Annotated in this window: 18 protein-coding genes; 13 read left to right on the top strand and 5 right to left on the bottom strand. The window is 30.1% G+C overall.

Annotation, left to right across the window (positions count from 1 at the left end):
* Positions 1–138 precede the first annotated feature (138 nt).
* Both BN350_RS19660 and BN350_RS16735 read left to right on the top strand, forming a co-directional pair.
* Positions 139–339 carry a matrixin family metalloprotease gene (locus tag BN350_RS19660; protein WP_187117154.1) on the top strand — a complete coding sequence of 67 codons (201 nt, stop codon included), beginning with the start codon at positions 139–141 and terminating at the stop codon, positions 337–339.
* A gap of 14 nt (positions 340–353) precedes the next feature.
* Complete coding sequence (locus BN350_RS16735) at positions 354–1,070, top strand: hypothetical protein (RefSeq protein WP_028044621.1); 717 nt, start codon at positions 354–356, stop codon at positions 1,068–1,070.
* Between the two features lie 593 nt (positions 1,071–1,663).
* Here BN350_RS16735 and BN350_RS21510 read toward each other — a convergent pair.
* From BN350_RS21510 to BN350_RS20085, 3 genes are read right to left on the bottom strand one after another with little or no spacing between them, the layout of a single operon-like run.
* Positions 1,664–3,514, bottom strand: a complete 1,851-nt coding sequence (locus BN350_RS21510; protein ID WP_049945607.1) for a sensor histidine kinase — start codon at positions 3,512–3,514, stop codon at positions 1,664–1,666.
* Positions 3,501–4,685, bottom strand: coding sequence for an Ig-like domain-containing protein (locus BN350_RS16720; RefSeq protein ID WP_028044619.1), 1,185 nt, complete (start codon positions 4,683–4,685; stop codon positions 3,501–3,503). Before BN350_RS16720 ends, BN350_RS21510 begins: the two co-directional genes overlap by 14 nt.
* On the bottom strand, positions 4,682–5,377 hold the full coding sequence (locus BN350_RS20085) for a LytR/AlgR family response regulator transcription factor (protein WP_049945606.1): 696 nt from the start codon (positions 5,375–5,377) through the stop codon (positions 4,682–4,684). Before BN350_RS20085 ends, BN350_RS16720 begins: the two co-directional genes overlap by 4 nt.
* Before the next feature lie 144 nt (positions 5,378–5,521).
* On the opposite strand from BN350_RS20085, the gene BN350_RS20080 reads away from it, so the two are divergent.
* Positions 5,522–10,003 (top strand): MBG domain-containing protein, encoded by a 4,482-nt coding sequence (locus tag BN350_RS20080; RefSeq protein WP_049945605.1) that lies wholly within the window; start codon positions 5,522–5,524, stop codon positions 10,001–10,003.
* Positions 10,004–10,403: 400 nt separating this feature from the next.
* On the opposite strand, the gene BN350_RS16705 is transcribed toward BN350_RS20080, so the two are convergent.
* Together BN350_RS16705 and BN350_RS20725 are read right to left on the bottom strand one after the other, a co-directional pair.
* Positions 10,404–10,715: a hypothetical protein gene (locus BN350_RS16705; protein ID WP_044600424.1), complete on the bottom strand. Its 312-nt coding sequence runs from the start codon at positions 10,713–10,715 to the stop codon at positions 10,404–10,406.
* Positions 10,716–10,853: 138 nt separating this feature from the next.
* Positions 10,854–11,000 (bottom strand): hypothetical protein, encoded by a 147-nt coding sequence (locus BN350_RS20725; RefSeq protein ID WP_155849111.1) that lies wholly within the window; start codon positions 10,998–11,000, stop codon positions 10,854–10,856.
* 511 nt (positions 11,001–11,511) lie between these two features.
* Here BN350_RS20725 and BN350_RS16700 point away from each other — a divergent pair.
* The 10 genes from BN350_RS16700 (at position 11,512) to BN350_RS16655 (ending at position 20,348) form a co-directional block, all read left to right on the top strand.
* The gene (locus tag BN350_RS16700) at positions 11,512–13,029 is read left to right on the top strand and encodes a GGDEF domain-containing protein (RefSeq protein WP_028044616.1); all 1,518 of its coding nucleotides are present in this window, start codon (positions 11,512–11,514) and stop codon (positions 13,027–13,029) included.
* 185 nt (positions 13,030–13,214) lie between these two features.
* A complete protein-coding gene (locus tag BN350_RS16695) occupies positions 13,215–14,030 on the top strand; it encodes a hypothetical protein (RefSeq protein WP_028044615.1) in 816 nt (271 codons plus the stop codon).
* A gap of 259 nt (positions 14,031–14,289) precedes the next feature.
* A complete protein-coding gene (locus BN350_RS19645) occupies positions 14,290–14,736 on the top strand; it encodes an NlpC/P60 family protein (protein ID WP_044600431.1) in 447 nt (148 codons plus the stop codon).
* Between the two features lie 11 nt (positions 14,737–14,747).
* On the top strand, positions 14,748–16,532 hold the full coding sequence (locus BN350_RS20720) for a coiled-coil domain-containing protein (RefSeq protein ID WP_044600423.1): 1,785 nt from the start codon (positions 14,748–14,750) through the stop codon (positions 16,530–16,532).
* A complete protein-coding gene (locus tag BN350_RS16680; protein ID WP_028044614.1) occupies positions 16,516–17,229 on the top strand; it encodes a hypothetical protein in 714 nt (237 codons plus the stop codon). The genes BN350_RS20720 and BN350_RS16680 overlap by 17 nt, the downstream gene beginning before the upstream one ends.
* 65 nt (positions 17,230–17,294) lie before the next feature.
* Complete coding sequence (locus tag BN350_RS16675) at positions 17,295–17,750, top strand: LytTR family DNA-binding domain-containing protein (RefSeq protein ID WP_028044613.1); 456 nt, start codon at positions 17,295–17,297, stop codon at positions 17,748–17,750.
* A 92-nt stretch (positions 17,751–17,842) separates the two neighbouring features.
* Positions 17,843–18,496: a hypothetical protein gene (locus BN350_RS16670; protein ID WP_028044612.1), complete on the top strand. Its 654-nt coding sequence runs from the start codon at positions 17,843–17,845 to the stop codon at positions 18,494–18,496.
* A 2-nt stretch (positions 18,497–18,498) separates the two neighbouring features.
* Complete coding sequence (locus tag BN350_RS16665; protein ID WP_028044611.1) at positions 18,499–19,149, top strand: hypothetical protein; 651 nt, start codon at positions 18,499–18,501, stop codon at positions 19,147–19,149.
* Between the two features lie 4 nt (positions 19,150–19,153).
* Positions 19,154–19,813, top strand: coding sequence for a hypothetical protein (locus BN350_RS16660; protein WP_028044610.1), 660 nt, complete (start codon positions 19,154–19,156; stop codon positions 19,811–19,813).
* 1 nt (position 19,814) lies between these two features.
* The gene (locus BN350_RS16655; RefSeq protein ID WP_028044609.1) at positions 19,815–20,348 is read left to right on the top strand and encodes an SLATT domain-containing protein; all 534 of its coding nucleotides are present in this window, start codon (positions 19,815–19,817) and stop codon (positions 20,346–20,348) included.
* The last annotated feature ends 85 nt before the right edge of the window (positions 20,349–20,433 follow it).

Raw genomic sequence — 20,433 nt, 5'->3', positions numbered from 1 at the left:
TAGTTCTGTTTTTTGACATATATAAAAAAACAAATATATGCTCATTCAACAGGGATTATAGGACAAAGTTATTTTTATAACACATCTAATTCAGATATGGGCGTGCCAACGTACAATTATAAATGGACAAAAATTGTCTTGAACACTTCCGTTTTTAATGCTCAATCTAGTTTTGATCAAAGAGGAACAATTGCACACGAATTTGGTCATTGCATGGGGTTAGCATATTCTACAGATCCAAATAGAGTAATGACTCAACTAGGTAATGGGGATAGTAGAAGAAAAGTTGCTAAAGCAACATACATAGATTTAGCTACTATTAATCATTTATATGGATAAGGAGGATGTTATATATGAGAAAAAAAACAGTAGTACCTATTATTTTAGTGGCATTTGTCTTGACATTGGTTGGATGTAATCATGAAACGACAGTTACTCAAGATATTGTAGATAAAACAGTAGCTGTGAATAGTTTTCATCCAAAAGACTATTCAAATAAAATTGAAATATCTTCGACATTAGATTTTGCAAAAATCTATCAAAATGTAGATGAACTATATGAAGATTCTCAAAATGTTGTCTATGGAAAAGTTAAAGAAATTGCATATATTGACGATTCTGGAGCAGCAATAACGAGTTATAAATTTTTAATAGAAAAATCATATAAAGGTTCTTTGAAAGAAAATGATATGATTTCTGTCTTGGCAGTTGGTGGATATGTTCGTCTAGAAAAGTTTATAGAAGTTTTTGGTGATGGAAAGTTTGAGGATTATTCTGAGTCAAAGCGTAATCAAACGGTTATAGAAGAGAATGTTATGGGTGCACCTTTACCTCAAGAAAATGAAAAATATCTGTTATTTTTATCTGATCCGATTAAAGATGAATCACCATTACCTGATGGTGCATATTCTGAAATAGGTGCTTTTATGGGAAGATATTATGATAAAGAAAATGCACGAAATGGAAATACATTAAGCAGATATGTACCTAAAGATGAACTAGATTTTTATGGTGGAGGAAATGAAAATTATTCTTTATCTGAATTTGAAAATATTTTACAAAAGAAATAGGAACTCATTGAGTTCCTATTTGACGTGTGTCACGCATGGTATAAGACTAGGTGGTGAAAGTCCATTGTGTGGATTTCATACTACCAACCGCTAGCTAAAGACAAGGTATTCATCGTAAGGTGTGAACGGAAGGAAGTCGGAGGTGGTGTAAAGATAGTGGGTACATGGGATGAAAGTATTATGTCTTACCGTGGGAGACTTTGGGGACATGATGAAAATGTAATATGGTGTAAAAGTTTATCCTAGGGAGTCAGCAGAAGTCATAGTAGTGATGATGATAACTGTAATGGTTATCTAGCGAAGGAAAGAACATAGGGATGTGAACTGGAAATGGAAGATAGTAAGGACAAACTATAGAAATCTACAAAGATTAGGAATAAATAAATACAAAGAATGGGAATGAGCAAATACAAGAAAAAGCTACTGGTATATAGCCAATAGCTTCATACTCTCCAGAACACTAACCAACGACAGATTGATTATAAGTGCGCTAGACTATTACAACTCTATAAACTTATGAAACGCCGTGTAGAAAACCCTACGCACGGTGTTGTAAAAGAGGCGAAAGATTTTCATTCTTAGCCTCTATTCAATTACCAAATAATAATTTGAACTTTAAAAGATGGAGGTGTATCTTGAATATTGATTTCACCATTTAATGATTCTACAATTTCTTGAATACTTCTTATACCTATACCATAGCCATCATGTTTTGTTGATAAATAATAATCTTTTTGAGATGGCTGATAGAGTATAGGATTTTCTATATAAAGAATAAAATGATCGTCTTTTAAATGAGATTGAATTGTTATTGTGGGAGAAGTTTCTAATGAAGCACATGCTTCAATAGCATTCTCTAAGAGATTACCTAATATTGAACCAAGCATCCAATCAGGTATATTGAGTTGATTAGGTAATGCAATTGTATAATCTAAAGTCATATTCTTTTGTTGAGCAATTGTATCATAATATGTTAATACTGCATTAAATACATGATTATTACAATATTCATGAAGTGTATAATTTTGTGATTGTTGAATCAGTTGCTGAATATAAGATGAGAGATGTTCATAATTTTGTTTATTAAGATCATCTTGAATAATAATTAAATGATGTCGGTAATCATGTCTTAACTGCTTTGTATGACGAATATTTTCTTGAATATCCTGATAATGAGTATGCAGGAGTGTAAATTGTTTTTGCATAAAATAGAGATGATTATCAAGGAGTGTTTTATCATGAACTTGTTGAAAACTTTCTTTTATATAGATATAAGAGAGTGTTATCAGTATATAGATCATAGCTATTTCTACTTGATATAATGTACATACGGGTTCATATAGTGGAAAAAGGACATTCGCAAATAAGGCAGTAGAAAATACACAAATATGACTTAACCAAAGTTTCTCTGTATAAGTATGACAATCAATAAATGCAAAAGCCGTTACTATTATCCAACCCATTAAAAAGCATTTATATCCATCAATAATAAAAGAATAGATATTCATAAATATTTGATTTTGATAAAAGAAATATGGACAAATCATAACACCTAAAACAAATAATAAAGTGATAATCATAAATATGTGTTTAATCTTTTGATTAAAATGACATAAATGACAATGAATCTGAATAAGACATCCAATCATTATAAAATAACATATATCTTCTATCCGATAACTCATGAAAGAAAAACCAAAAAGATGATAGAGAGGATAGGCAAGATAAAGACCAGAACATAAAGCAAAACCACTTAATAAAAAATACATATAACGATTCTCATGATTCTGAAAAGAAAGTATAAATGTCAGTAAACTGACTACCAATGCAATAGTACAAATCATATAACGAAACATTTGTCTTGTATTCAATATATGCATTATATCATCTTGTAATCCAAATAAGAAAGGATAAACAATCCCACTATAATAATGCTCCTCATCAGCAACCTGAATCGTTATATCAATACTTTCACTTGCCTGAAACATAATCACTCCAGAATGAACATGACCATGATAAGGTTCTAATTGACCAGTTTTCCATAATAAATCATGATTAATATAAATAGAACTCGCACTATAAATCTCAGGAACTTCCATTGCATAATATTGTTTTTCTTTTGGCAGCATTACTTTTAAATGATATGTTGCCTTTCCATGAGGAAGATCTTGAGTAAAACCTAAATCACGATATTCACCAATATAAATAATCTTATCAGATTTTATTTGTGAAATATCATTTGGATCAATGAATTTTTGTTCATAGATTTCCCATCCATAAGTTAACATATTTGTAGATTGAAAATTATGAGATAAATCTAAAACACCATCAACTCCTACTGGGGAATCAAAAGTATATTTATTATCAAATTGATATTGAAAAAAGAAAAGAAGAATAGCTGCTGTTATTGAAGTAACAATAATCAATATTTTATTTCTTTTCATAAGATTTCCTCTTTTTTATTGTCCAAAATCCAAAAAGAATACCTAATGTAAAAAAAATATAGAGTGGAACATTAAGTGATGGTTGAATTTTAACATCTTTTCCAGAAACAGTTTTTTGTGCTGTTTCTTTTTGTACAGAAGTTACTTTTTGATTGACAATAGATTTTTTATCGTAGGATTTTTGTTTATGATTGGTTAAGGAAGTTATTCTTTTTTGAACTGTGGAAGGAAGAGTTAATAAAGAAGATTTAGTAAAGTGATCTTGAGAAATACTCTCAGTATTCTCTATATTAAGATGATCTATAGAAGGAAGTTTTTCATTAGGTAAAATAGGTTCAGTAGAATCATCAGGCAACTTACCAGGTAAAAATGATTCAAGAGAATCATTGTCAGGTAATTTATCATCAGGAGCAATAGTTCCATGAGAGTCATCATCTGGTTTTTCATCAGGAATAACAACCTCGACATAGTTCTCGCGTTTTCCTCCATTACGATCCCCGTTTAGTTCATTTCTAACTTGTAATTCACCATTTTTTTCATAAATACGCGATATGAGTGAGTAATGTTCATAAGAAGGATGATCATATGATATTTGAATACGGTAAGCTTTATTTGTATTTAATAAGTCATCAAGATGAGAAATTACTAGTCGATCAGAAGTGACTTCAACAGAAGAATGTTGTGTTATATTATACCATGTTTCATCCAAAGAATACTGTGCATTTTCACAAGCCCATACATTGATAAGAGACACATCAAGATGATGCAATTTGGTACCTAAATCATCTTGATATGAAAAGGTTATTTGAGAAGGCGTTATTGTTTCAGAAATTAAACCAAGCTGGTATTGATTTATAACACGAATTCCTTGTTTTAAAGAACGTAGATTTTGATAACGTTCAGGATGAGGAATTGATCCTGTAAGGAAGTATATACCAGGTGTTGTTAAATCAATTGAAGAGGTATTCCAAATCATTGGTTCTTGAATGATTTCATTTGTTATAGTTATTATTGTGACTTCTTTTGGAAGATTAAGTTCACTGGATTCACCAATTATATAGGTAATAGGATTAAATGCACTGATATCTTTAATTTCTATAAGTTCATCAGCATAAGAAGAATGAATAGGAATAAAAGAAAAAATAAATAATAAGGAAATTAATTTTTTCATAAGTCTTTCTCCAATAAATAATGTAAATATGTTTCTTTGAATTTTTTTGCATAAGTTCTACCAATGGTTAATTGTGTACCATTTTTTAATTCAATTGTTTGTCCTTTAAAAGCCTGTATAAACTTTAAATGAATAGCATAACTCTTATGGATTCTTATGATATGTTTATCATTAATAAGTTCTAATAACTTATTTAAAGTTATATAGATAGGATATTCTTTTAATGCATGTAAAGTTGTCATATTATGTAAAACCTCAATATACTGAATATCATGAACATAAACCTTTTCCATTGAAGGAAGCGTAATATATCTAAATGATTGCATCAAATAATCCTTGCATCGATCTAAAGCTATACATAATTGATCATATTGAATAGGTTTCACAAGGTAGTGGTGACAACCAATGTTATAACTATCAGGATAATGCTCAGTAGATACTGTAATAAAAATAATAGCACAATCTATATTTTCATTTCTTAACTTCTTTGCGATATCAATACCTGATAAAGGCATATAAATATCCAATAAAACAATCTGAAATGATTTTACATGAATATCATTCATAAAATCAGAACCATTATCATATTCAATAATTTCAAAATCTAGTTGATGTTCAACTTGATATTGTTTCACTTGTGAAACAATATCTTTTCTATCTTCTTGTTGGTCATCCACAACCGCTAAAACCATAAAATCACCACCTATCAAAATTATAACATAATTAATCAAATAAATGACGTTGTTTATCCTAAAAAATTGTTGTTCATCCTAAGCACATTGGTTTGTAACTTTGTGTTTGATAGAATATAAATAAGATGAATGGAGGCAAGGAAAATGAAAAACATATTCAAACAAATACTTGTTATAATAATAACAATGGTAATAAGTATATCAACTATCAATATAATACCTGTCAATGCGGATGGTATCGATGTTGAAATCAATGCTACCAACTTTCCAGATGAAGCGTTCAGAACATGGCTTCAACAGAAAAGCTACGGTGTAGACGGGAAGATTACACAGGCAGAGATTGTGAAAATCAAAACAATACGTGTGATGAATAAGTCTAACATTCAAGATTTAACAGGGATTGAACACTTTACGGCTCTGACTGAATTGAATTGCCCTAACACAGGGATAACGAGTTTGGATGTCAGCAAGAATACGGCTCTGACCACCTTGTATTGCAATGACACAGGGATAACGAGTTTGGATGTCAGTAAGAATACTGCTCTGACTAAATTGGATTGCTCTAACACAGAGATAATGAGCTTGGATGTCAGCAACAATACGTCTCTGACTTCCTTGTCTTGCTATAAGACAGGGATAACGAGCTTGGATGTCAGCAAGAATACGGTTCTGACTTACTTGCATTGCACTAACACAGGGATAGGGATCTTGGATGTCAGCAAGAATACGGTTCTGAGTTCCTTGCATTGCTATAACACAGGGATAACGAGCCTGGATGTCAGCAAGAATACGGCTCTGACTACCTTGTATTGCAGTAGCACACCACTTGCCTATCTGAATATAGGTCAAAACAACAATTTAACTACAGTGGACGCAAGTAGTCTTAAAACTGTGGAATTAGAAATGACAGAAGATACCTTTAACATGACAGAGAAATTTGCCGGTATTGATAAAAGTAAGATTACCGTTACAAGTGGTGCAGATTATGACAGTACAACTGGTGTTATGAGTCATTACAAAGCAGGAACACCGATTACTTATATCTATGACTGTGGTACATCATCTGGTGGGACAAACCAGGAAATCAGTGTAACCTTAAACCTTACGGACACAAGAACAGACAGTACCATTTCCATTACAGACGATTTAAGCAAGACCTATGACAAAACCGCTGTCAGTGCTACCCCAACCGTCAGCAAGACAGGAAGCACAGGGGATGTCAGCTATAAGTGGGAGCGTAAAAAGAATGCTTCTGAATGGGAAACGATTGCTTCTGCCCCAACGGACGCAGGAACATACCGTGTCACAGCCACAGTAGCGTCAGACAGTAATTACAAAGGCGCAACTTCTCAACCAAAGGAATTTACCATTTCACAGGCAAGTAGTAGAATTACCATTACTGTCGATTTAAGTAAGCCCTATGATAAAACCCCTGTAGGAGGTTTTCCAGCTTATACTAATATCGGAAGTACAGGAGCAGTTACCTACAGGTGGGAGCGTAAAAAGAATGCTTCTGAATGGGAAACGATTTCTTCTGCCCCAACGGACGCAGGAACATACCAAGTGACAGCTACAGTAGCGTCAGACAGCAATTACAAAGGTGCGACTTCCGACCCAAAGGAATTTACTATTTCACAGGCAGACAATAGCTGGACAGATAATTTAGCTATCACTGGTTGGACATACGGTGCAACTGCCAATGAGCCTACAGCTACCGCCACATTTGGCAGTGTGTCTTATATCTACAGTGACAAAGAAGATGGTACATATACAGATACCGTACCGACCAACGCAGGGACATGGTATGTAAAAGCGAAGGTGGAAGAAACGGATAATTACAAGGCATTAACAAGTGATGCTGTTTCCTTTGAGATTACAAAAGCACAAGCTCCTGCTATTGTCCTGCCGGACAATCTAAGCGGTGTGTATGATGCCAAGCTGTCTACGGTAGATTTACCGACTGGCTGGACATGGGTTGATGGAAATCAAATACTTAAAGTACATAATTCTGGCTATAAGGCAAGACTTGAAGTAGATGACAGTAATTATAATTATACAATCATGGATGGGTATCATAGTGAAAATCATTATGTTGAAAAAACATTGAGTGTTACAGTAGCTCAGGCTACTAATAGTTGGATAGATGAACCTGTTATTAATGACTGGATTTATGGCGAAACTGCAAATACACCAACAGCAACTGCTCAATATGGTGAAGTTAAATATGCTTATAGTGATTCTGAGAATGGAATATTTACTGATACTACTCCAACTAATGCAGGCACTTGGTATATCAAGGTAAGTGTATCAGCAACTGATGATTATACTGGATTGAATCAAATTGTAGAGTTTAAGATTAAACAGGCAGAGAATAGTTGGATAAATAATCTTACTATTGCTGACTGGACTTATGGAAATACTGTAAATGATCCAACATCAGATGCTAAATTTGGAACATCTACTTATACATATAGTGATTCTGAAAGTGGAATATTCATAAGTACTGTTCCAAGAGATGCAGGAACTTGGTATGTTAAAGCAAGCGTTGCTGAAACAAATAATTATAAAGGTCTTGAGGCAGTGAAGAAATTTAGAATTAATAAAGCAACTGCACCTGCTATTTCATTACCTAGTGGTTTAAATGGAGTGTATGGAAATAAGCTTGCTACTGTGGTATTACCAGATGAATGGATATGGGTTGATGGAAATCAAACACTTAAAGTCCATAATTCTGGCTATAAGGCACGACTTCGAGTAGATGATCGTAATTATAATTACACAATCATGGACGGTTATAATAGTAAAGAGCATTATGTTGAAAAAACATTGAGTGTTACAGTAGCTCAGGCTACTAATGGTTGGATAGATGAACCTGTTATTAATGACTGGATTTATGGCGAAACTGCAAATACACCAACAGCAACTGCTCAATATGGTGAAGTTAAATATACATATAGTGATTCTGAAAGTGGAACATTTATTGATTCTGTTCCAACAAATACAGGAACTTGGTATGTCAAAGCAAGTATTTCAGCAACTGATGATTATACTGGATTGAATCAAATTGTAGAGTTTAAGATTAAACAGGCAGAGAATAGTTGGATAGATGCACCTATTATTAATGATTGGACTTATGGAGAAACTGCAAATACACCAACAGCAACTGCTCAATATGGTGAAGTTAAATATGCTTACAGTGATTCTAGGGAAGGAAGGTTTACTGATACTGTTCCAACAAATGCAGGTACTTGGTATGTTAAAGCAAGCGTTGCTGAGACAAATAATTATAAAGGTCTCGAGGCAGTAAAGGAATTTAGAATTAATAAAGCAACTGCACCTGCTATTTCATTACCTAGTGGTTTAAATGGAGTGTATGGAAATAAGCTTGCTACTGTGGTATTACCAGATGAATGGATATGGGTTGATGGAAATCAAACACTTAAAGTCCATAATTCTGGCTATAAGGCACGACTTCGAGTAGATGATCGTAATTATAATTACACAATCATGGACGGTTATAATAGTAAAGAGCATTATGTTGAAAAAACATTGAGTGTTACAGTAGCTCAGGCTACTAATGGTTGGATAGATGAACCTGTTATTAATGATTGGATTTATGGCGAAACTGCAAATACACCAACAGCAAGCGCTCAATATGGTGAAGTTAAATATACATATAGTGATTCTGAAAGTGGAACATTTATTGATTCTGTTCCAACAAATGCAGGAACTTGGTATGTCAAAGCAAGTATTTCAGAAACTGATGATTATACTGGTTTAAATAAAGTAATTAAGTTTGAAATTAATAAGGCAACACCAGATTATACAATACCACAGGATTTAAAGGCAACTTATGGAGATAGTTTAAAAGATGTTACAGTGCCTAAGGGATTTAGCTGGAATGATGAGACATTAAGTGTTGGAAATGTAGGAGTCAATACTTTTACAGCAATTTATACACCTAATGATGATAATTATAAAACTATTACGAATATATTTGTGAATGTTACAGTTAGTAAAGCAAGTAATGAACAAACAAAGCCATTATCATTAGATAATTGGACATTTGGGGATACACCTTCATTAGCATCTGTAGGATTTAAATATGGACAGCCGAGATTAATGTACAGCCATAAAATAAATGGAACATATGTAGAAGATGTTCCAACAAGAGCAGGAGCATATTATGTAAAGGCTGTTGTTGATGGTACTGATAATTATAGTGGTGTTGAGACAACTCCTGTTGTATTTGTTATTGAACAAAGAAATGTTGAAGAGAATAGTCAGTTCAAGATACCTGATATTAATAGTGATAGCAATCTTAATCATTTAACACTTAAAGATGGGGAGAAGGTTTTGGTAGAAGGAACAGACTATGATATTAAAAAAGTACAAAATGGAGATAAAGTAACTGTGACAATTCAGTTTAAAGGAAATTATAACGGTATAGTTACTAAGAATTATACTGTAGAGAATGATTCTTCTCATAATCAAGTAAATCAGTCATCTGATGCAAATAAGGAGACTGATGTTAAAACTGATGATAAATCAATGATGGGAGTATGGTCTATATTCATGATTATATCTATGGGATTTGTTATATGTTTAAAAAAGAGAAAAGATTAGATATATAGAATAAGTACTGATCAAATGAAAAAAGAGAACTATTTCATAATATGAGTTTACTCAATTATCAAAATAGTTTTCTTTTTTCTATGAAGGACAGACGATTAACTCTTCTGATATGTTATCATAAGTCATATATTTTTTGATTGTTGCTAAAAATAAATTGGATGTCATTCTTTAATCTTATTATTTGTATCGAAAACAGGAAATGAATGATGTTATATGCATAATTGACTTCCTGTTTTTATGTATAGTTCATTTAGTTCTATTAAAAATATAAGTTATGCAATAATTTTTAAAACATCTTCTTCTGTTTGTATGTCAGATAATGAATCAGTTAATAATTCTAACTGTTTATCTTCACTTTTTTCAATCTGCTCCTCAGTCTTTTCAGATAAGATTATTCGTTTTTTAACAATTTTATTAATGTTTTTGTTATTCCACGATCTTTCTCAATCTTCTGACTTTCTGCTCTAAATTCTCTCATTGCTGTACACATACTTATTTCCTCCTTTTCTTCTTTTTCTATGTAGCCAATCAGTTCTTTCGCTCTTATGATTGTTAAAACGACTATTGATTCTTCCTTGCTTAATAATATATCTGCTATACTGTCTATATCCTTATCCCAGGCATAGAATCTCTGCAGTGCCATGACAATCTTCTGATTGCTTGTGCATCTTAGTTTTGCATAATCCATTTCCTTCATATCCATAATGTTCCCATTCCAGTCATTCACCTTATCATTGATCACTTTAGGAATATACATGCGATCCTTAAGCGTTCTTGGCTTTATCCAGTAGCTTTCACCAGTATAGATGATAATCGTTACAACTGGTATAAAATGCAGATATTATCTTTTATTAACATCAAATAAGTTGAACTGCTGATTGTAGGTTGCATGATCATAGGTGAGGACACGCTTGCACATGGAATCGTCAATTCTCTGCTGATGTTCAATCGCAATGAGAACAGATATTCTATCAATCTCAGTCAGCATGATGTTGTCTCTTCTTCTTTCAACAGACTCGATGACATTTCTGTCATGGAGAACTGTTGAGCCGTCACTGTCCCACTGATGAAGCATATCCGGCTTAATGATTTCTTTGCCGTTAAAAAGGACAAGATTGGCAAAATCAGCAAATACTTCAGGCTTCTTATAGATTTTTATAGTTAGAGAAACAAAACATATTTATGAGGTATATCCTAAGGGTATTATACAATTATTGCTTAAAGAAAACAATTATCAATGATAAAAATACCCTTCTATTATATATATACGCAAAAAATTTCCATTTTTCTTCTTTTATTTGAAAAAAATAAATTTTCTTGCATTTCGCTAAAATATGAAAATATATCTAATATATTGTTAAGAATTTTGCTTATCTATGTTTAAATATAAATAGTTAGCAATTATTTCTTACATAGAACATATATGTTATATGTATGTTTTATAAGATTCTTTAAATATATGATATAATAGAAACATGTGAATTAAGAGGTGAATAGTCATGCGTGAAATAGATTGCTTGATTCAAGATATACAAAGGTTACAATATGATGATATTGATGAAATGTATAAAAAGTGTTTGCGGTTAAAGGAAATAGCATTAGAACAAGGGGATGATTATACATTATGTTTAGCGAGTAACTATATGATTGATTATTATTATTCATGTAAGACACAACAGGAGACTGTTAAGTTAGCCAATGAAGTGTTAGCAATGAATATAGAAAAAGGTTATCCTGATTTATTAATGCAGGTTTATAATTTATATGCTATAGCGATTTGTAATAATGATTATTCATTAGCAACAGGATATTATTTAAAAGGATTGAAGATTGCTGAAGAATTAAATGATTATTTAATGATAGCAAAGTTTAATTGTAACCTTGGTGATGTTTTTGTTCATTTAGAAAGGCCAGATTTAGCTGAACCCTATTTTTTGAAATCATTTCAACAATTACAAAATTTTTCATGTGATTCTATTGAGTATAAAGGAATACGTTTTGTGTTATGTTATTTAATGATTACTTATTGTGAAAAGGGAGAATTACAGAAAGCTGTATCATTAATGAAAGATAATCAATTTATATTTGAAAATCAAAAAGATGATCCCTTAAATCAATTATGGATAGCTTTAAAAGCAGTGATTTGTTATGAATATGACCAAAAGGATTTAGCTTTAGAATATATAGATAGTCTTTTAAACCATAATATTCATGGTTTTAGAGCAAATGAAGTGATTGATCTTATTTATCATATGTTATTAAAGATTACATTTGAAATAAAAGATAAAGAACGTATATTACGTATTTATCATTTATTAGAAAAAAATGATTTTGGTAAAACTGGAATAAGATTTCAAATAGAAATGTTAGAAATGAGAATCCAATATTGCCAAATATTTCAGATAGATGATAAACTTCCTGATTTATACGCACAATATTATTGTTTAATGCAACAAAATAAAAAAGAAAATACTGATTTTTGTTTAAATAGTGTTTTATATAAAATAGAATTATTTAAAGAAAAAGAAGAAAAGAAAGATATAGCCAAATTAGCACAACTTGATGAATTAACAAGAATATATAATCGTAGATATTTTCATTATAAATATAGTGAAGTTAAAAATAAATGTCATTTATTAGGAGTTATTATATTTGATTTAGATCATTTTAAACAGCATAATGATCAATTAGGACATTTAAATGGTGATATGATATTAAGAGATTTTGCAAAAACATTACAACAGGATAATGAAAATATCATTGGTTGTCGATTTGGTGGAGATGAGTTTATATGTATTTGCATAGATTGTGATGAAAAAGCAATTATTAGTTTTATTGAAAAAGTTTATAGTTCATTTGAAACATTAGATCATCAAGGAATTACTATTTCATGTGGTTATTATAATACATTTAATCAATGTTTATCTAAAGAAGTATTGATAGACAATGCAGATTATTATTTATATTTTGTGAAAAAGAATGGGAAAAATGGCTATTATGGATATTCAATACAATAAAGAGACGAAATTCAATGAGTCTTTTTATTTTTACTTTTATAGAGTTTTGTAAAAAATATCGAATGATTATGAAAGTTAGTAAATTAAAATAAATGTTTGTATTATGTACAAGCCAAATACATTTGTCTTTTTATTGGATTAAGATAGTTGTTGTATAAGTGTTGATAGATAGGGAGGAAAGATATATGAATCAAACATTACAACAATTAAAATCAAGATTAAGTACAAAGAAAACTGGAATCATGGCAATACTTGATCCTGATTCGAAAGAATACCAGGGAGTCTTAAATGAGTTTTTACCAAAAATTCAACAAATGTTAAATGATGCAAAGAAGGATCTAAGAGATATTTCTCAAAATGCAGATTTAGTAAAAAAAGAAATGCAAAGTATGTATAAAGTCATAAAATGTCAAGAGAAAGAAATCAAAGAATATAATGATAAAATAAAAGAATATGAAAAAATCATTAAAATGGCTAACGTAGATTTAAATCAGAATATTCAAGCAAAAGATCAATATGATAAAGATATGAAAACAATGGAATTAAACTGGTGTATACCTTTTGCAGGTTTCTTTATTATGATAAATGATAAAAAATCTGGTAAATATGATAGATATATTGCAGAAAGAAATCATATTCAATATGTCATAAATGAGATAGAAAATAAAATAAGTACAAATAAAGATCAATTGTCTAATATATCAGATTTATCTATTCATCTTATTCAGAAATATGACATCAATATGAAAAAATTAAATCAGCATAGAAAAAAGGTTTCTAATAGTATTAATCAGGTATTATATCTTTCTATATTGGAGGAAAGATTAAATATGTTAAGAATTAATGGAAATACGGCTTCGCATGTTCTTGAATTATTAGATAAAGAACCAGATATGATTCATTTTGATGATGATATTTATATGGATATTATAAAAGCGTATTATGAACATCCTGATTCATTTAAAGATTATATAATAAAAGGAGAAAAGGAATTCTTGTAAACTGTCATGGAAACGACAGTTTTTTTAATAAGAAAAAATGAAAAAGAAATGGGTAATAATGTAGAATTTTGTCTTTTTGCTTTAAATAAAGTTATAAAATTTAATCAATGAATACTCTGAAATGGTAAAGGGAGGTGTGTATTTGTATTTTATACAAGCAAACACATCCTTCCTTTTTTATTTGATTAATATAGGGCTTAGGAGGTGAGAATACTTCGTTAATGAGTCATCAAACATCAAAATAAAGGAGGAAAGAAAGATGAAAGTGAACGATTTTATTGCTAAAGCAAAAGAGATTGAAAAGATGAAAACAAAGTATCAGTTAGGTAAGTTTATGAATTCTAAGACAAGTGATGGAACTTATTTAGTTGATTGCAGCGGATTAGTAAAAGGTATTTTATGGGGTTATCCTGAGAAGGGGAAATATGGAAATAATGATATTCCAGATATTAATGCAAATACAATGATTAAAAAGTGTTCTCAGGTAACAACTGATTTTAAAAAATTAAAACCAGGATGGCTTGTATGGATGGAAGGTCATATTGGTATTTATGTTGGTGATGGTGTTGTGATTGAATCATCACCTAAATGGAAGGGCTGTGTTCAAAAGTCTTACCCTAGGGGTTGTGCAGTCGCTAATACAAAGAAATTAAATGAAAGGACATGGACTCAGTGTGGATGTTTTGATAAATACATAAAATACTAGGAGGTTAAGTGATGAAATATGAAATAACAGAGAGTCAAATTCAATGGAATGATGGTATTAAAAAGTATGAAGTCAAATATGATGGCTTACCTGATAAAACAATTCCTTTGGTAGTTGAAGCAAAAGAAAGCTTATTACAGGAAATAGAGTTAGATGATATGCTTATGAATTTAAATAACTCTACAGATTTATTGTATATTGCATTTTGTGCTTTAAATGGTAAAGACATGCAAGGAGATCTTGATGGTTTACAGGCTTCATTGCTGAAATTATGTGGTAAGAGTAAAGCAACAATGACAACATTTAAAGATCAGTCGAAAGAAATTACAAGACAAATTTTAGATAGCTATAAATGGATGAAAAAAGGAATGACTTCTCAGGCGTTGGTTGTCTTTGATTCAACAGCACAATATGCTGCACAAATGGCAAAAACATCAAAGGAATTATCAAATGAGTTTGATCATTTAGCTGAAGAAACGGTCATTGTACTTAAAAAAGTCGAAACAGAACATGCATCTGAAACAAAGCATAAGGCAGAACTTGAAGAAGAGTTAGTCAAGATGAATGCTGAAAAAGCGAAAACAGAATCATTAGCAAAGAGTTTAACAGAAGAAGTAGAAACAATAAATGTTGAATATAATCAAGAAAAAGAAGCACTTAAAGCGGCTGAAAGTAGAGAATTAACAATGGGTATTGTTTCTGCTATTACAGGTGCTTTATCATTAGGAATTTCTGCTGGTATTAGTGCAGCTACAAAAAACAATCATGTCGATACAAGTCAAGAAGAATTAGCAAAAATAGAAAAAGAAAAAGCAGAAAAAGAAAAGAAAAAAGAAGAAACAACAAAACAAAAAGAAGAAGCAAAGAAAAAAATAGATGAAATTAATGATCAAATCAAAACATTAAAAAATAAAAAAGAAGCAAAAGAAACACAGTTAACAGAAAAAAAAGAACTTCTTTCAAAAGAAACAAATGAAGAATTAAAAGAAAAACAACAAAAAGATATTGAAACATTAGAAAAAGAAATAGAAAACATTACAAAACAAATTCAAGAACAAGAAAAACAAATTGAAGAACAAAATACAAAAGTCACTCAATATGAATCAGTATTAACAGGTATAGCTGCATCATTACAATCACTCACAGAAAGTATGAAGGAAGCCAAAAATGCAGCTCGTAGTGCTAGCGAAGCACATGCTAATAAAGTTAATAGTTTATTAGATAAGAAACTTCAATTAGAAAAACAAAAAAGAGAATCATTAGCTGATATAGAAAAATTTGCTATTCTGGTGCAATTAAATAAAGACAAAGTTATTACAACAGATACAGCTATAGAAATGCTTTTAACAGCAATCAGATGTTTAAAGAAAGTTTCAGCATCATTATTAACAGCAGCATTATTCTGGGAATCACTAAGTCAATATTGTGAAAAATTATCACAATCAACAATTTCAAAACTCATTGAAAGTGTTTCACAACTTTCAAAAGAAGAACGTATAGAATTTTTTACAGATTCAGATTTTATTGCCGTTATTGTGAGATATGCAACCCAATGGGCAGCAATGTATTATGTCAGTGATGATTATTTAACACAAGCTAATATTGCTTATAATAAAGCTCATGATAATTTTGAAAAAATGCCTGATGCAAAAGAAGCAGTGCGAATAGCCCAAGAAAAATCAAAGATTGTATTGTCTAATATTCAAAAACAAATGCGCGATTCAGATGCCACAGTTATAGAAATAGAAAAACAAAAAAAGATAGTACAGGAAAACAAAAATGAATCAGTTCTATAATGCATTCGTAAAACAGTTATTATTTCAGAAAAATGTTCATGGTCAGGATGTAAAACATGAATTCTTAGAAAAAGTTAAACAAATGTTAGACAATGCTAAGAAAGAAATGAAAGATGTTTCTTTAGATGCAATATCTTTTAAAAACAAAATGAATGATATCTATGTGAATATTGAATTAAGAAGAAAAGAGGCTGATGTTCTGCAAAAGTTCATCAATGACATGCATACAAAAATAAGGGATTGTGAAAATGAAATTGAGAAAATGAAAATAAGAGAATTAGATTTATTAGAAAACATGAGTATGGATAAAAAGGAAAGATCTCAATTAAAGAGTTTAGCGATTCAAAGAGATTTTTTAAATTCTGATTTAGAAAATGCTAAACAAAAAAGATTGGATGCAGATCAAAAATTATCAATTATGCATGCATATATTCATGAATATACACAAAATTTTAAAGAACAACATCAAGTAATTTCGAATTGTGTGAACAAACTGTTGTATCTTATGATTTTAGAAAAAAGATTGGAATTATCAATTATAGATGAAAATAATGTATCAAAGGTATTTGATGTCATAGATAAACAACCCCATGTCATTTGTTTTGATGATGATATTTATATGGATATTATTATTAAATATAATGAATATCCTAATTTATTGAAAGATTACATTGCTAAAGCAGAAAGTTTCTTTTAAAACTGTCACTTTGTGACAGTTTTCATCATATTATTCATTCTTTTGAAGAAAAGAGAGGATTTACAATGATTATAAAAATATTAACAAGTACAAAAATGAAAAGAGATATTATAACTATTCAATGTCATCCTAAAAATAAGAATCTTGCTAGACATATGTGTCATTTTTTAAAACAAAAATATGGAACATTGAAAGTCTTTGATGATGAACACAATTACTATCATATGTTTATATGGGATATATGTTATATAGATGAATTAAGAAGAACAATATCTGTTTATACAGATAAAGATGTCTATTATATTACGAAATCATTAAAACAATTGATGGTGAATTTATCAAAAAAGAAATTTATCCAAGTTAGTGCACATACAATTGTCAATACATTACATATTGATCATTATTATATTAGTACAGATAGTCGAAGAATTATAGTTTTGGATAATGGCTGCGAGATTGTTGTTAATAGGCATTATAAAGATATTATAGATCGTTATATATTTGTAAAAGATGATGAGTAAATGTAAGAAGAACAGTGCTTTCACAAATAAAAAAGGGGATTGATATAATGATGGTAGAAATCGATTTCTAATATAAGAGGAGGAAAGAAATAGTGGATAAAGAAGGAACGCAATCTAAAAATCAAGCATTGTATGGAGCAAAGAGTTTAGAATATGTATTAATTCAATTAGGGATGGAAAAAGAGAAAGATGAGAAGGTCATGGAATGGGCTGCAGAGATGAGTTTGAATGATGGATTAGAATGTAATATTGTTGCATTAACTAATAAATTAACAAATAAAATGAATAAACATTTTTCAGATCAATATAGTGTGAAGTTATATACGGATTTAGATGATACAAAGATGTATAAAGAGTTGGTTGATTTAACTTTACAAAAGACTGAACCTAGTAAAATGAAAAAAAAGATAGATCAACTTAATAAGTTAAATGTTATTCATGAGAAATGTTCATTAGATCATTTAAAAGAAGGAGATATTGGTATTGGTGTATTTGTTAATGCATTAACATTAACACTAAGACAAATATTGAATCCATTAGAATATTTATTTCATTATAAAAATCAAGGAAAATTGAGTCAAGTCAATCATTATATGATGATAAAAAAGGAAAAACATGGCATTTATGTTTATGATCCTCATTGTCATGATTATAAATCTTATCAATTATCAAATAATCAAGTAACAACTGATGAGTGTTATTTATTTAGTGGAATAGCAGTCATTGTTTCTAAAGAAGGTGTATAAGTATGGAAGAAAGAGGAAGAAAGGGAACATTAAAAGATGATTTTATACAAGACGGGCCAACTTGTGGTGTTTACAGTTTGGCTTATGCATTAGACAAGTTAGGATTTAAAGATAAGATAGATCACAATGTTCTTAGTGAATGGGCCAAGCTCGTTGCTTTTGAAGGTCATATCGATGCAGGGTGTAATCCCATTGCATTAACAAGCCTTGCACTTAAGATAACTTCTGGAATATTTGCTGTTCAATTTTATGCAGATATTAAAAGTTTAATTGCATGTGCAGCATCGGAGACTAAACTAGTAACATCTTTAACTGCTTTAGATGAAGTGGCTAATGAATGTTTAGGTGCTCATTATACAAAAGCAGATTATGATTATCATAATCTCCATGATGGTGAAGTGGGTATAGGAATATTTGCAGTAGAGTCATCTTCCAAAAAATGTGTTAAGGTAGCATTTTTAGACCAATTCAAGACGGATCCGGCAAGATTACACTATATGATGATTCAAAAACTAGGAACAGAATACTATGTGTATGATTCTAATGTTGGTCCAAATAATCCTATAGCAATAGAAAATGGAAAAGTATCATCTACTTCTCCATATACTTATAGTGGACTCGCAATTGTTTTATCAAGAAGAGGGGGAAAATAAAGAGATGAAAATTAATGAATTATTTATACAAAAAGGACCTACAAGTGGTGTTTATAGTTTTGCTTATGCATTGAAGAAGTTAGGAATTATTGATTGCATATCACATGAAGAGTTGAAAACATGGGCTGAAGATGTCTCTTTTGTTGATGGAGATGGACATTATGGTATTAAAAATGGGTGTGATCCTGTTTTATTAACAAAAATGATTCTTGATTTGATGAAGAAAAAATATACTGATCAGTTAAAATCAGTTCAATTATATTTTAATATAGATCAATGTTTAGAAGCATGTAAAGCAAGTAATGCACAACTTTCCGATGATGAAAAAGAAAGAGTTAGTATTTTGTTAAAAAAATTACAGGCAGAAATGAATATGTTTGTTGGTGAAAATTATGTTAAAGCGAATTATAATCTTGAAGATTTAAATGATAAGAAAGTTTGTATTGGGTTATATATGAGTTTTGATCATCGTAAAGTAGATTCAATGAGTTTATTCTTAAGACAGCTTCTTAAAAATCCAGCACAATTCCAATATATGATGTGTTTTAAAGAAAATAATGTAGTGAATTTCTATGATCCAGTATGGGGTTATAATAACTTAGAAGAACATTCTGGAAAGTTATTTCAATATACAGGGATTGCGATTGTATTAGAAAGACAATAAGATGAAAGATAAAAATATGATAAAGTCAATGTTTATCTTTAGTTCCAAGTATAATGAATTACAACACCTTCAATATATCTATGAACAGATTAAAGATAAAGATTTTGCAGAAAGAGTATTATATCATCAAAAATGGTATATCTATAAAGCAAATAGAAGTAAATTTTACTACTATGTTATAAGCTTTTTAAATATATTAATTCCTTTGATTACTTCACTCTTACATGCATTAGATTTAAACAGTAAGAATATTCAATCATTATTAATTGTCTTACCTTTGGTTGTCAGTTTCTTAGGAAGTATGCTTATCCTATTCAGATTCTTTGATATATGGACGACATCTCGAAAGACGGCTACTCAAATTAATATATTTCTAGATAAATATCTTGATGATCAAAAAAATCCACTTTTTGAATCACATAAGAAAAAATTACATAATGAATTTGAGGCAATTATTAATAAAGAAAGCAAACAATGGCAACAAAATCTGAACAAGGCAAACAATCAAGAGAAAAACGAAGATGTGGTAAAATAACCACATCTTCACTATATAAAACAAGGTCAGAATCATTTAAATTCTGACCTTTTCATTCATTATTTCTTAGAACTATATATTCTAT

Origin of the sequence: Candidatus Stoquefichus massiliensis AP9 (genome assembly GCF_000455285.1) — a bacterium.
GTDB classification, from domain to species: domain Bacteria; phylum Bacillota_I; class Bacilli_A; order Erysipelotrichales; family Coprobacillaceae; genus Stoquefichus; species Stoquefichus massiliensis.
Note: the sequence above shows the minus strand (reverse complement) of the source record. Positions and strands in the feature narration are given on the sequence as shown.

Coding starts and splice junctions, on each gene's coding strand:
- BN350_RS21510 (WP_049945607.1), bottom strand. CDS start 3,514: ATGAAAAGAAATAAAATATTGATTATTGTTACTTCAATAACAGCAGCT.
- BN350_RS16680 (WP_028044614.1), top strand. CDS start 16,516: ATGAATCAGTTCTATAATGCATTCGTAAAACAGTTATTATTTCAGAAA.
- BN350_RS16720 (WP_028044619.1), bottom strand. CDS start 4,685: ATGAAAAAATTAATTTCCTTATTATTTATTTTTTCTTTTATTCCTATT.
- BN350_RS20720 (WP_044600423.1), top strand. CDS start 14,748: ATGAAATATGAAATAACAGAGAGTCAAATTCAATGGAATGATGGTATT.
- BN350_RS16705 (WP_044600424.1), bottom strand. CDS start 10,715: ATGGATATGAAGGAAATGGATTATGCAAAACTAAGATGCACAAGCAAT.
- BN350_RS20080 (WP_049945605.1), top strand. CDS start 5,522: ATGAAAAACATATTCAAACAAATACTTGTTATAATAATAACAATGGTA.
- BN350_RS16675 (WP_028044613.1), top strand. CDS start 17,295: ATGATTATAAAAATATTAACAAGTACAAAAATGAAAAGAGATATTATA.
- BN350_RS20725 (WP_155849111.1), bottom strand. CDS start 11,000: ATGCTGACTGAGATTGATAGAATATCTGTTCTCATTGCGATTGAACAT.
- BN350_RS16700 (WP_028044616.1), top strand. CDS start 11,512: ATGCGTGAAATAGATTGCTTGATTCAAGATATACAAAGGTTACAATAT.
- BN350_RS16655 (WP_028044609.1), top strand. CDS start 19,815: ATGAAAGATAAAAATATGATAAAGTCAATGTTTATCTTTAGTTCCAAG.
- BN350_RS16735 (WP_028044621.1), top strand. CDS start 354: ATGAGAAAAAAAACAGTAGTACCTATTATTTTAGTGGCATTTGTCTTG.
- BN350_RS20085 (WP_049945606.1), bottom strand. CDS start 5,377: ATGGTTTTAGCGGTTGTGGATGACCAACAAGAAGATAGAAAAGATATT.
- BN350_RS19645 (WP_044600431.1), top strand. CDS start 14,290: ATGAAAGTGAACGATTTTATTGCTAAAGCAAAAGAGATTGAAAAGATG.
- BN350_RS16665 (WP_028044611.1), top strand. CDS start 18,499: ATGGAAGAAAGAGGAAGAAAGGGAACATTAAAAGATGATTTTATACAA.
- BN350_RS16695 (WP_028044615.1), top strand. CDS start 13,215: ATGAATCAAACATTACAACAATTAAAATCAAGATTAAGTACAAAGAAA.
- BN350_RS16660 (WP_028044610.1), top strand. CDS start 19,154: ATGAAAATTAATGAATTATTTATACAAAAAGGACCTACAAGTGGTGTT.